Origin of the sequence: Streptosporangium sp. NBC_01755 (assembly GCF_035917995.1) — a bacterium.
Lineage (GTDB): Bacteria > Actinomycetota > Actinomycetes > Streptosporangiales > Streptosporangiaceae > Streptosporangium.
On sequence record NZ_CP109131.1, the window covers coordinates 2,527,783 to 2,540,407 of the forward strand.

11 protein-coding genes and 1 tRNA gene are annotated in these 12,625 nt (G+C 68.5%); 5 read left to right on the forward strand and 7 right to left on the reverse strand.

Features of this window, described 5'->3' with window-relative positions; translation table 11 throughout:
- Positions 1 to 18 precede the first annotated feature (18 nt).
- Together OG884_RS11525 and OG884_RS11530 are read right to left on the reverse strand one after the other, a co-directional pair.
- A complete protein-coding gene (locus tag OG884_RS11525) occupies positions 19 to 786 on the reverse strand; it encodes a 3'(2'),5'-bisphosphate nucleotidase CysQ (protein WP_326644880.1) in 768 nt (255 codons plus the stop codon).
- Positions 786 to 2,171, reverse strand: coding sequence for a sugar transferase (locus OG884_RS11530; RefSeq protein ID WP_326646903.1), 1,386 nt, complete (start codon positions 2,169 to 2,171; stop codon positions 786 to 788). The genes OG884_RS11525 and OG884_RS11530 overlap by 1 nt, the downstream gene beginning before the upstream one ends.
- 102 nt (positions 2,172 to 2,273) lie before the next feature.
- Between OG884_RS11530 and OG884_RS11535 the strand changes: the two genes are divergently transcribed.
- Positions 2,274 to 2,909: a 3'-5' exonuclease gene (locus OG884_RS11535; RefSeq protein WP_326644882.1), complete on the forward strand. Its 636-nt coding sequence runs from the start codon at positions 2,274 to 2,276 to the stop codon at positions 2,907 to 2,909.
- 124 nt (positions 2,910 to 3,033) lie between these two features.
- On the opposite strand, the gene pth is transcribed toward OG884_RS11535, so the two are convergent.
- From pth to OG884_RS11560, 5 genes are all read right to left on the reverse strand, one after another.
- Positions 3,034 to 3,639, reverse strand: a complete 606-nt coding sequence (gene pth / locus OG884_RS11540) for an aminoacyl-tRNA hydrolase (protein ID WP_326644883.1) — start codon at positions 3,637 to 3,639, stop codon at positions 3,034 to 3,036.
- 64 nt (positions 3,640 to 3,703) lie between these two features.
- Entirely contained in the window at positions 3,704 to 4,303 is a 600-nt protein-coding gene (locus tag OG884_RS11545; protein WP_326644885.1) for a 50S ribosomal protein L25/general stress protein Ctc, read from the reverse strand.
- A 151-nt stretch (positions 4,304 to 4,454) separates the two neighbouring features.
- A complete protein-coding gene (locus OG884_RS11550; protein ID WP_326644887.1) occupies positions 4,455 to 5,432 on the reverse strand; it encodes a ribose-phosphate diphosphokinase in 978 nt (325 codons plus the stop codon).
- Positions 5,433 to 5,508: 76 nt separating this feature from the next.
- Positions 5,509 to 6,960, reverse strand: coding sequence for a bifunctional UDP-N-acetylglucosamine diphosphorylase/glucosamine-1-phosphate N-acetyltransferase GlmU (gene glmU, locus OG884_RS11555; protein WP_326644888.1), 1,452 nt, complete (start codon positions 6,958 to 6,960; stop codon positions 5,509 to 5,511).
- A 166-nt stretch (positions 6,961 to 7,126) separates the two neighbouring features.
- A tRNA-Gln gene (locus tag OG884_RS11560) sits at positions 7,127 to 7,198 on the reverse strand.
- Positions 7,199 to 7,511: 313 nt separating this feature from the next.
- Between OG884_RS11560 and OG884_RS11565 the strand changes: the two genes are divergently transcribed.
- The 4 genes from OG884_RS11565 (at position 7,512) to OG884_RS11580 (ending at position 12,576) form a co-directional block, all read left to right on the forward strand.
- The gene (locus tag OG884_RS11565; RefSeq protein ID WP_326644891.1) at positions 7,512 to 8,453 is read left to right on the forward strand and encodes an acyl-CoA desaturase; all 942 of its coding nucleotides are present in this window, start codon (positions 7,512 to 7,514) and stop codon (positions 8,451 to 8,453) included.
- 115 nt (positions 8,454 to 8,568) lie between these two features.
- Positions 8,569 to 9,579, forward strand: coding sequence for a TetR family transcriptional regulator (locus tag OG884_RS37460; protein WP_442811668.1), 1,011 nt, complete (start codon positions 8,569 to 8,571; stop codon positions 9,577 to 9,579).
- Positions 9,580 to 9,641: 62 nt separating this feature from the next.
- On the forward strand, positions 9,642 to 11,705 hold the full coding sequence (locus OG884_RS11575; RefSeq protein WP_326644893.1) for an RNA degradosome polyphosphate kinase: 2,064 nt from the start codon (positions 9,642 to 9,644) through the stop codon (positions 11,703 to 11,705).
- A complete protein-coding gene (locus OG884_RS11580; RefSeq protein WP_326644895.1) occupies positions 11,698 to 12,576 on the forward strand; it encodes an NUDIX hydrolase in 879 nt (292 codons plus the stop codon). The genes OG884_RS11575 and OG884_RS11580 overlap by 8 nt, the downstream gene beginning before the upstream one ends.
- The last annotated feature ends 49 nt before the right edge of the window (positions 12,577 to 12,625 follow it).

Sequence of the window (12,625 nt, forward strand, 5' to 3'; positions counted from 1 at the left end):
AAACTCTCCTAGCGGGGATTAGCGGTGCAGATCCCGGATTCCAGCGAGCAACGTCGGCGCCAGTCCCGGTAGGGATACAAGGATATCCGGCAATGAGGGGTCGGGCTGGTTGTAGACCAGCGGCGAGCCGTCGATGCGGCTGGCGTGGGCCCCCGCGGCGAGGGCCACCGCGACGGGCGCGGCGGAGTCCCACTCGTACTGGCCTCCGGCGTGCACGTAGGCCTCGACCGTTCCGGTGAGCACCGCGGAGATCTTGGCTCCCGCCGATCCGATCGGCACCAGGTCCGCGCCGACAAGACCGGCCAGATTCTGGACGAACTCCGGCGGCCGGGTCCTGCTGACCGCGATCCGCGGCCTGGCGCCCGCCTCGGGGGCGGACCGCACCGGAGGTTCGAGGGTGGAGAGCGTACGGCCCTGGGCCGGCAGCGCGACGGCTCCGGCCGTCAGCGTGCCGCGCTCCCAGAGCGCCACGTGGACCGCCCAGTCCTCGCGACCCTCCTCGGCGAACTCGCGGGTGCCGTCCAGCGGGTCAACGATCCAGACGCGCTCGGCACGGAGCCGGCGCGGGTCGAGACGCTCCTCGCTGGTCGCCTCCTCCGACAGCACGCTGTCGTCCGGGCGCAGCCGTGCCAGGGCCTCCGTCAGGAACAGGTGGGAGGCGACGTCGCCCTCCTTGCGCAGCTCGGAGGGGTTGCCGAAGCCCCGCTCCGCGCGCAGGGCCGCCAGCTTCTCGCCGGCCGTCGTCGCCAACTCCGCGGCGAGTGTGTGATCGTCGCGAACGGTCATCAGTATGCTCCAGCTCCTCGCGCGACAGCCGACCAGGTCTTCCACAGGATCTGCAGGTCCAGCATGAGGGACCAGCTCTCCACGTAACGCAGGTCCAACCGTACCGATTCCTCCCAAGACAGGTCAGACCGACCACTCACCTGCCACAGGCCGGTCATGCCCGGCTTGACCAGCAGCCGGCGGCGGACATCGTCACCGTACCCGGCCACCTCCTCCGGCAGTGGCGGCCGGGGGCCCACCAGGGACATGTGTCCCAGCAGCACGTTGATCAGCTGGGGCAGCTCGTCCAGCGAGTGTCGGCGCAGCCAGGCGCCCAGCGGGGTCACCCTCGGATCATTCTTGATCTTGAAGAGCGGACCCTGTCCGTCACTGGACAGGGTGATCTTCCGACGCTCGGCATCGGCGCGCATCGTCCGGAACTTGTAGATCGTGAACTCGGCTCCGTCGCGGCCCACCCTCGTCTGCCGGAAGAGCGCGGGCCCGGACCCGGAGGCCCGCACGGCCGCCGCCACCCCCACCAGCAGCGGGAGCAGCGCCGCCAGCAGCATCCCGGCGCCGACGCGGTCGAACAGATTCTTGACCACCTGGCGCAGGCCGGAGATCTCAGGATGGTCCACATGCAGCAGCGGCAGCCCAGCCGCCGGGCGGATGGTGATCCGCGGCCCGGCCACCTCCATCAGAGCGGGGGCCACGACCAGGTCCGTGTCGGTCTTCTCCAGCCGCCAGGCCAGCCTCCGCAGCGCCACCCCGTCCATTTCCGGACAGGCGAGCACGGCCACGGTGTCGGCGTGGACCTGCCCGACCGCAAGCGCGACGTCGGAGAAGTCACCGAGGACCGGAACGCCCTCCACGTCGCCTATCCCGTCGTGCGGGGCGCAGGCCCCGACGACCTCCATGCCGTGGTAGCGCTCCCGGCGGAACCGGCGGACCAACTCGGTGATCGCCACCCGGTGACCCACCGCCACCACCCGCCGCATGCATCTGCCCCGGGCCCGCCTGCGGTGCAGGGAGCGGCGCAGCCCATACCGCGCCAGGAGGGTGAGCAACGTCGTCAGCGGGAGGGCCAGGACCACGTAGCCGCGGGCCACATCGGTCTTGGTGAGGTAGGCGCCGACAGCGAGGGCGGCGGTGAGCATGAAGCCGCACTGGAGGATCCGCTGGAACTCCTCCGAGCCCAGGCCGATGAGCCGAGGCTCGTAGGCGCGGTTCAGCGCGACCACGCAGACCCAGACGGCGGGCAGTGCGGCGCTCGACACGACGTACGGGAAGACGTAGGCGGTAACCTCGCCGAATCGAACGAGCAGTGCGAGGGCTCCGGCCAGGGCGGCGCAGGCGGTGTCGGCGACGACGGCCATCGCGCGGTGCCCCCGCACCCAGTCAGGCATGCGCCGGCGCGAGGCCGACACGACTCCGGATGCGTCCTGGACCGCGGTCACGTCGCGCACACACTCCCCCTGCGTAACCGTTCGCGGACAGACAGTCACGTAATGGTAGCGGCGACAAGAGAGGCCCGAAGGTTGAAGACCGAAACGTACATCTCTGTGGATGTCGAGGCCGACGGCCCCATTCCGGGGCCGTATTCGATGGTCAGCTTTGGTATGACCGTGGCCGGGCGGATGACCGGAAAGGTCTTTGAACCGGTCGATCCGCAGACCTGTACGTTCTACGCGGAGCTGCGGCCGATCAGCGACGATCATGTGCCCGAGGCTCTCGCCGTGAGCGGGCTTGACCGGGAGACGCTGATCCGCGAGGGCCGCGACCCGGCCGAGGCGATGCGGGAGGCCGCCGCTTGGATCCGCGACGCGTGCGGAAACAGCACGCCGGTGCTGGCGGCCTACCCGCTCTCCTACGACTGGATGTGGATTTATTGGTATTTCATGCGATTCGCCGGCGCCTCACCGTTCGGGCACTCGCGCTGCATCGATATGAAGACGCTGTACGCGGCCAAGGCTGGAGTGCCGATCGGCTGGGCGACCAAGCGGCAGATGCCCAGGCACTTGCTCTCCCTGCGGCCGCACACGCACAACGCCCTGGACGACGCCATCGAGCAGGCCGAACTCCTGCAGAACCTGATGGCCTTCCCACCATCCCCCCATGAGGACACGCCTGTGCTCCCCCTTTAAGGGACTCCCGTGAGGCCGCGCCGGGGACTGGACTGAGGAGAGCGGGGTCGTGAGGAACGAGCGGCCCCGATCGACGAGGGAAGGAGCCGGATCCCAGCGGCCGAACCGCGACGCGCCAGCGTCGCTAGCGAGGAGGTCCTGAGATGTTCAGGTCACCGGCGTGGAAGGCGTTCTGGGTCGGCTCCAGGCCGACCCTGATCAGTGACTCCACCACGTCGGCGGCACGGTCGAACAGGAACCCGAGATCCTTGCGCTCGGCGGTGGCGAAGTCACGCAGGACATAGGCCGCGGCGTCCATCCGGCCCGGTGGGCGGCCGATGCCGAACCGCACCCGCAGGTAGTCCCTGGTCGCCAGCGACTTGGTGATCGACTTCAGCCCGTTGTGACCGTTGTCGCCGCCCCCCAGCTTGGCCCTCAACGCGCCGTACGGGATGTCCAGCTCGTCGTGGACCACGATCACGCGGGCCGGGTCGACCTTGTAGAAGTCGGCCAGGGCCTTGACCGGCCCGCCGGACAGGTTCATGAAGGACAACGGCTTGGCCAGCACCGCGGGGACGCCCGCCAGGCGGCCCTCCAGCACCTCTGCGCGCGACCTGTGCGTCTTGAACCGCCCGCCGGCTCGCGCGGCGAGCTCGTCCAGAACCATGAACCCCGCGTTGTGCCGGTTTCCTGCGTACTCCGGCCCGGGGTTTCCCAGGCCCACGACCAACCAGCGGTCCACGATCGGCATCCCCTTCATACGCGCGTCAGGGCGGCCCGGTCCCGGGCCGCCCTGACAGATCTAGCAGAGAAAACTACTCGGCGCTCTCAGCGCCCTCACCCTCGGCCGGAGCGGCCACGGCGGCCTCGGCCGCGGGCTCGGCGGTCGGGGCCGCGGAGATGATCAGGACCAGCGCCTCCGGGTCGGCGGCGAGGGTCGTGCCCTTGGGGAGCTTCAGGTCGGCGGCGGTGATCTGGGTGCCGACCTCCAGGCCCTCGACGTCGACCTCGACGCCCTCGGGGATGTGGGTGGCCTCGGTCTCGACCGAGACGGAGACCAGCTGCTGGTCGAGGATGCCGTCGGCGACCTCACCGATCACGACGACGGGGATGTCGACGGTGACCTTCTCGCCGCGCCTGACGAGGAGGAGGTCGACGTGCTCCAGGAAGCCCTTGATCGCGTCGCGCTGGACACCCTTGGGCAGCGCGAGCTCGTCGACCGCGCCTTGGAGGCGGATCAGCACGTTCGGCGTACGCAGGGCGAGCAGCAGCTCGTGACCCGGCAGGGACAGGTGCTGCGGCTCGGAACCGTGCCCGTAGAGGACGACGGGCACCTTGTCCTCGCGGCGGATCTTGCGTGCGGCGCCCTTGCCGAACTTGTCACGCAGTTCGGTGGTGATTACCACTTCGGACATGGCTGATCTCCTAGGGATCTCGAGAATCGGAAAGGTGCGTTCCCCCTCACCCGCCCTAGCGGAAGGCGTTACGAACGCACGCAACCTGACAAGTCTACCGTGTTGTTGCCGACGCTAACGCGTCGCGGCTCGGCCGCAAGGAGCCTGGGGATTAGCTGTCGCCTTCGAAGAGGCTGGTTACCGAGCCGTCGCTGAAGACCTCGTTGATCGCGCGGGCGATCAACGGGGCGATCGACAGGACCGTGAGCTTGTCGAACCTCTTCTCCTCGGGGAGCGGCACCGTGTTGGTGACGATGACCTCGGAGATCCTGGAGTTCTTCAGCCGGTCGACCGCGGGGTCGGAGAAGACCGCGTGGGTGGCCGCCACGATCACGTTGGTGGCACCCTGCTCGTACAGCGCGTCGGCCGCCTTGCAGATCGTGCCCGCGGTGTCGATCATGTCGTCGATCAGCACACAGGTCCGGCCCCTCACCCGGCCGACGACCTCGCTCACCTTCACCTGGTTGGCCACGTCGAGGTCGCGGCGCTTGTGGATGAAGGCCAGCGGGGTGCCGAGCGTGTCGGCCCAGCGCTCCGAGAGCCGCACCCGACCGGTGTCGGGCGAGACGATCGTGGTCGTGCCCAGGTCGAGCTTGTCCTTGAGGTAGTTGACCAGGACGGGCATGGCGAACAGGTGGTCCACCGGGCCGTCGAAGAAGCCCTGGATCTGGGAGGTGTGCAGGTCGATCGACATCAGCCGGTCGGCGCCGGCCGTCTTGAACATGTCGGCCATCAGACGGGCGGTGATGGGCTCGCGGCCCCGGCCCTTCTTGTCCTGGCGGGCATAGCCGTAGAACGGCATGATCACGGTGATCCGCTTGGCGGAGGCGCGCTTGAGCGCGTCCACCATGATCAGCTGCTCCATGATCCACTGATTGATCGGCCAGGTGTGGCTCTGCATGACGAACGCGTCACAGCCACGGACCGACTCCTGGTAGCGGGCGTAGATCTCGCCGTTGGCGAAGTCGCGCAGCGTGGTCGGTGCCGCCGCGACCCCGAGGTGGCTCGCCACCTCGTCCGCCAGCTCCGGATGCGCCCGCCCGGAGAAGAACATCAGGTTCTTCTCGCCGGTCTTCTTGATGCTGCTCATGCCGTCCCCCTCGCCGGAGAGCACATCGATGCCCGCGCGACGCCGCCGCGCCCACCGGGCCGCTCGCTCCGCTCACTCACGTCTGGCTCCCCTGCTGTTTCCCCGACTCGGCGGCCTTCAGTGCCGCCCGAGCCGATCTGGTGCCCGTGCGCCTGCGCACGACCCACCCTTCGATATTGCGTTGCCGTCCGCGGGCCACCCCGATGCTCCCTGCCGGGACATCGCCGTCGATGACCGAGCCCGCGGCCGTATATGCGCCGTCGCCGATGTTGACCGGCGCGACGAGCATGGTGTCGCATCCGACGAAGGCGTGCTCGCCCACCGTCGTGTGATGCTTGTTGACCCCGTCATAGTTGACGAAGATCGCCGAGGCGCCGATGTTGGCGCCGGCGCCAATCGTCGCATCGCCCACGTAGCTCAGGTGCGGCACCTTCGCACCCTCTCCGACCTGGGCGTTCTTCATCTCGACGTACGTTCCGGCCTTGGCCTTGCGCGCCAGCACGGTGCCGGGACGCAGATAGGTGTACGGCCCGACCAGGGCCTCGGGGCCGATCACGGCCTCGGTGCAGACGGCGTTGCGTACCAGCGCACCCTCGCCGACGACGGTGTCGGTCAGCGTGCTGGCTGGACCGACCTCGGCGCCCTCGGCGACCGCCGTACGGCCGTACAGCTGGGTACCGGGGTGGATCACCACGTCCGGTTCGAGGGTGACGTCCACGTCGACCCAGGTGCTGGCGGGGTCGACCACGGTCACCCCGGCCCGCATGTGCGCCTCCAGCAGGCGCGCGTTGAGCACCCTTCTGGCGAAGGCGAGCTGTACGCGGTCGTTGACCCCCTCCACCTCCACGTAGTCGGCCGCGACATGCGCGCCGACCCGGTGACCGTCCTGGCGCAGGATCGCGAGGACGTCCGTGAGGTACTCCTCGCCCTGGGCGTTGGAGGTGGACACCCGCTTGACCGCGTCGGCCAGCAGGAGCCCGTCGAAGGCGTAGACGCCGGAGTTCATCTCCCTGATCGCCCGCTGCGCGGGGTCGGCGTCCTTCTCCTCGACGATCTCCAGGACCGCCCCCGAGGCGTCGCGGATGATCCGGCCATAGCCATACGGATCGGGAACCTCTGCCGTCAGCACGGTGACGGCGTTGCCGTCCTCGCCGTGCCGTTCGAGCAGGGCCGCGAGGGTCTCGGTGCGCAGCAGCGGCGTGTCGCCGTAGGTCACCAGAACGGTGCCACCGATGGTGCCCACCGCTTCCAGGACGGTACGGACGGCGTGACCGGTGCCCTTCTGCTCGGCCTGGACGACGGCCTGCGTATCGGGGCTGGTGCCGGCCAGATGCGCCTGGACCCGCTCCCGTTCGTGGCCGATGACGACGATGAGCCGCTCGGGTTCGAGACCCCTTGCGGCGGTGAGCACATGGTCGACCAGGGTACGGCCGCACAGCTCATGAAGGATCTTTGGTGTTCTCGACTTCATCCGGGTGCCCTCGCCTGCGGCAAGGACGATGACGGCGGCCGGGCGCGGCACACTCACGGACGAGGCTCCCTCGGCGTCGCGGCTGAGACATGACGAAACACGATGACGGACATCCACCCCCAGGGCATAGCACCGTCACCTGTTCGACAACGTGAGGATACCTTCCCGTTCGGGAACCCACCCAGCCGACTAGCCGAGCCAATAAAACAGACACAAGAGACAGCTCCGGCACCAGGACTCGAACCTGGACAACAAGGACCAAAACCTTGCGGGCTGCCAATTACCCAATGCCGGATCGGCCAAGCGGCAGGGACGACGCCCCGTACGCCTGGCACCCCTACGATACAGAGCCCACGGCGCCGAACGCGCGCCGTTTGAGAGCCGGCGTGCTCGCGAAGTCGAGCGGTCCGGGCGATGAACGCGAGGAACCCGTCGTTTGGCAGGTCAGACGCGGGTAGAACAGATTAGGGAGCCGCTACGGCGCCAGCCCCGGAGAGTCAGCTTTCACACACTTGGTGCTTAGGGATTCCTAACTTACGATGGCGTAGGTTACGGTGGCGTAGCCGCACGTGAATCCTTGCCTTTTCCGAGCCACCGCGAGGTAGCGCATGACCGTCATCGAAGAACGCTCTGCCCCTGGCCCCAAACCCGACATCGACCCCGAGTCGAAGACACTGCCCGAGATCATCACCTTCGGAGTGGTCGTCGGCGCCCCGCTGATCGCCCTGGCGGCGGCCATCCCGTTCGCCTGGGGCTGGGGACTCGGCTGGTCCGACATCGTGATCGCGTCGGTCTTCTACGTGGTCACCGGCCTGGGTGTCACCGTCGGCCTGCACCGCCACTTCACGCACGGCTCGTTCAAGGCCAAGCGCCCGCTGAAGATCGCGCTGGGCATCGCGGGCAGCCTCTCGATGGAGATGTCGGTCCTCGACTGGGTGGCCACCCACCGCAAGCACCACAAGTTCTCCGACAAGGAGGGCGACCCGCACTCGCCGTGGCGCTTCGGCACCGGCTTCGTGGCCGTGTCCAAGGGTCTGCTCTGGGCGCACATGGGCTGGCTGTTCGAGGCCGATCGGGCCAACCGCGAGAAGTACGCCCCCGACCTGGTCAAGGACCCGGACATCATCAAGCTGCACAAGTTCTTCCCGGTCCTGGCGATCACCACGATAGTCATGCCCGCCCTGCTCGGCGGCCTGCTGACCTGGTCGTGGTGGGGCATGGCGACCGGCTTCTTCTGGGGCACGCTGGTCAGGATCGGCCTGCTGCACCACGTGACCTGGTCGATCAACTCCATCTGCCATGTCTTCGGCGAGGAGGCCTTCGAGTCGCGTGACAAGTCCCGCAACGTGTGGTGGCTGGCCATCCCCTCCTTCGGCGAATCCTGGCACAACCTGCACCACTCCGACCCCACCTGCGCCCGGCACGGCGTGCTGAAGGGGCAGATCGACCTCAGTGCGGGTGTCATCCGCTGGTTCGAGAAGGCCGGCTGGGCACACGACGTCCGCTGGCCGACCCCCGAACGCCTGGCCGCCAAACGCATCGCCGCCTGACACCCTCACCTCTCCCCCCGGGTCTAGGCGGCCGAACCGCGACGCGTTGGCGTCGCGTTAGCGACGCAGTCGACCCGCGTCGCGATCAATACTCCGGAGCACCATTATTAGAACCGTGAGCGAGCCCCGACGGCGGATGTCAGGTAAGGAACGCCGGGAACAGCTGATCCAGATCAGCCGGACCCTGTTCGCGGAGAAAGGGTTCGACGGCACATCGGTCGAGGAGATCGCGGCAACCGCCAACGTCTCCAAACCGGTGGTCTACGAGCACTTCGGCGGTAAGGAGGGCGTGTACGCGGTCGTCATCGACCGGGAGATGCAGAAGCTGTTGATCATGGTGACCGAGGCGCTGTCCGCCTCGCACTCACTGATCAAGCTGGAGCGGGCGGCCCTGGCCCTGCTGGCCTACGTGGAGGAGAACAGCGAGGGTTTCCGCATCCTCGTTCGCGACTCGCACGCCGCCTCGGGAACCGGCACGTTCGCCAGCCTGATCAACGACATCGCCAGCCAGGTCGAGGACGTCATGGTCGACGAGTTCGTCGAACGTGGCTACGACCCCAAGCTGGCGCCCATGTACGCCCAGATGCTGGTCGGCATGGTGGCGCTGACCGGCCAGTGGTGGCTGGACGTGCGCAAGCCGTCGCGCGAGGAGGTCGCCGCGCACCTGGTCAACCTGGCCTGGAACGGTCTGACCGGGCTGGACCCGAGCCCCCGGCTGACCGCCTCCTCTCGTGGCCTGGGGCAGCGGCTGGCCCAGGCGCCGCAGCGCACGGCCGATGCCGGCCCCCATCCCCCGGGATCGCGGCGGCGCCCGCAGCCCCGCCCCGCCGAACCGTCACCGCCCCCGACGGAAAAGGAGCTCCGGGAGCTGGAGAAGGCACGTGCGCGGGAGCAGAAGGAACAGGAGAAGCTGCGCGAGCGCGAACAGCGCGAGGCCGAGAAGCTGGCCAGGGAGCTGGAGAAGGCACGGCTCCGCGAGCAGCGGGAGCTGGAGAAGGCGCGTGAGCGGGAGCAGAGGGAGCTGGAGAAGGCGATGCTCCGCGAGGCCAAGGCCGCCGAGCGCGAGGCTGTCAAGCGAGCGGAACTCGTGGCTGAAGAACAAGAAAAACTTGAGCCAAGTGGGTAAACAACAGCGCTCGTTGAGCCGAAATTAACGTTCCGTTCAACAAAAGCGGGCATTCTGGTCATATGTCCGCTGAACTCGCCGGAGCCACCCCCGCCGGACTCCCCCTCCCTCAGGAGCGCTTCCTCAACCGCGAGGAGAGCTGGCTCCAGTTCAACCAGCGTGTGCTGGAGATGGCGGAGGATCCGTCCCTGCCGCTGCTGGAGAGGGTGCGGTTCCTTGCCATCTTCGCCAGCAACCTGGACGAGTTCTTCCGGGTACGGGTGGCCGGGCTGAAACGGCGGATGGCCACCGGCCTCCTGCTCCGCACGAAGAGCGGGCTGAAGCCCCGCGAGGAGCTGCCCAGGATCGCGGGGATCGCCAACGATCTCGCGCTGCGGCAGTCGGCCTGCTTCCACGAGCGGATCCGCCCGCGGCTGAGCGCCGAGGGCATCGAGATCGTGCGCTGGGACGACCTCGGCCGCGACGAGCGCACCGAGATGCGCAAGTTCTTCAGGGAGCGGATCAGGCCGGTGCTGACGCCGCTGGCCGTCGACCCCGCCCACCCCTTCCCGTACATCTCGGGACTCTCACTGAACCTGGCCGTCACCGTCCGCAACCCCTCGACCGGCAACACGGTCTTCGCCCGGGTCAAGGTGCCCAGCCGGCTCCCCCGCTTCGTCACGGCGTCCGTGAACCGTTTCGTCCCGCTGGAAGATGTGATCGCCGCTCACCTGGGGCAGCTTTTCAAAGGCATGGAGATCGTCGAACACCACGCCTTCCGGGTGACCCGCAACGAGGACCTGGACGTCGACGAGGACGTCACCGAGAACCTCATGCAGGCACTGGAGCGCGAGCTTCTCAAGCGCCGCTTCGGCCCTCCGGTCCGGCTGGAGGTCGAGGACACCATCACACCCGAGGTGCTCGACCTGCTGGTGGACGAGCTGGGAGTGGCCGAGCACGAGATCTGCCGGCTGCCGGGGCCACTGGACCTGACCGGGCTGCACGCGATCGCCGACCTCGACCGGGGCGAGCTGACCTTCCGCCCGTTCGTACCCGCGGAGGTCGTGCACGTCGAGGACGACATCTTCGCGGTGCTGCGCGAGCGGGACGTGCTGCTGCACCACCCGTACGACTCGTTCTCCACGAGCGTGCAGCGGTTCATCGAGCAGGCCGCCGCCGACCCGAACGTGCTGGCCATCAAGCAGACGCTCTACCGCACCAGCGGCGACTCACCGATCGTGGACGCGCTGATCGACGCCGCCGAGGCGGGCAAGCAGGTGGTCGTGGTCGTGGAGATCAAGGCCAGGTTCGACGAGCACGCCAACATCACCTGGGCTCGCAAGCTGGAACGGGCCGGATGCCACGTGGTCTACGGTGTCGTGGGGCTGAAGACCCACTGCAAGCTGGCCCTGGTGGTGCGGCAGGAATCCTCGGGCGAACTGCGCAGCTACTGCCACATCGGCACGGGCAACTACAATCCCAAGACCGCCAGGTTGTACGAGGACCTGGGCCTGCTCACCGCCGACCGGCTGGTCGGCGAGGACGTCACGGACCTGTTCATCCACCTGACCGGCTACTCCAACCACTCGGCCTACCGGCGGCTGCTGGTCGCCCCGCACTCGCTGCGCGGCGGGCTGCTGGCCAGGATCGAGCGGGAGATCGCCCATCAGGAGGCGGGCCGTCCCGCCGGCATCAGGATGAAGACGAACTCCCTGGTGGACGAGCCCATCATCGACGCCCTCTACCGGGCGTCGCGGGCCGGCGTACCGGTGGATCTGTGGGTGCGGGGGGTCTGCACGCTCCGTCCCGGTGTACAGGAGCTGTCGGAGAACATCCGGGTCAGGAGTGTGCTGGGCCGTTTCCTCGAACACTCGCGGATCTACGAGTTCGGCCGCGGCCGACGCCCGGAGATCTGGATCGGCAGCGGTGACATGATGCGCCGCAACATCGAGCGCCGGGTGGAGGTACTGGTCAAGGTCGCCAGCCAGCAACAGCGGAACTACCTCAGCGGCCTGCTGGACCGGGCCATGTCCGACGACACCACGAGCTGGTGGCTCGACCCGGACGGGACCTGGCTCCGACATCCCGGCGATGACCTGCAGACCCATCTGATCGGCACCCGTAGGTGGAGGGCCATCGATGACTGAGCACACCACCCGCCCGGACGGCGTGATCCGCGCGGCCGGGGCGGTCGTCTGGCGCGGCTCACCGGGCGCGCCGCAGGTCGCCCTCGTCCACCGGCCCAAGTACGACGACTGGTCGTTCCCCAAGGGGAAGCTGAAGAACGGCGAGCACGCCATCGCCGGCGCGCTGCGCGAGGTGACCGAGGAGACGGGGATCACCGTGGAACTCGGCCGGTCGCTGCCGTCGAGCCACTACACGAAGGACGGCCGGCCCAAGCGCGTCGACTACTGGGTGGCCAGGATGCTCTCCGAGGAGCGCCGTACCGACAGCCGCGAGGTCGACGAGGTGGTCTGGCTGCCTGTGGAGGAGGCCGTACGGCGCCTGACCTACGACTGGGACGCCCACCTGCTCCGCGCGCTCGGCGCGGCATCGCCCGCGACCACCCCGCTCGTGCTGGTACGGCACGCCCTGGCGGGGAACCGGCAGGACTGGGAGGGCGACGACGACGACCGCCCGCTCGATGAGAGCGGCCTGAGACAGGCCGAGGTGCTCGCGAGCGTGCTGGGCGCCTTCCGCCCCGCGGAGCTGGTCAGCTCCCCCAGCAGGCGGTGCGTGCAGACCCTGGAGCCGTACGCCGAACGGGCCGGCCTGCCGGTCCGGCTCGAACCCGTCCTGTCGGAGACCCACCACGACTTCCAGGGCTCCCTCCTCCTGGTCGAGGAGGCACTGGCCTCGAACCGGCCCACGACGCTCTGCGGCCACGGCAAGACCCTGCCCGAACTGATCTCCGAAGTCGGCGGCCGGTCCGGCGACACGTGGCTGGCCAAGGGCGCGTTCACGGTGCTGCACCACAACGGCGGCCGTGTCGTGGCCGTGGACCGCTACGTCGTCTGACGCCCGCTTCCGGCGGTTCGGTCCAGGGCCTCGCCAAACGATCCCGAGC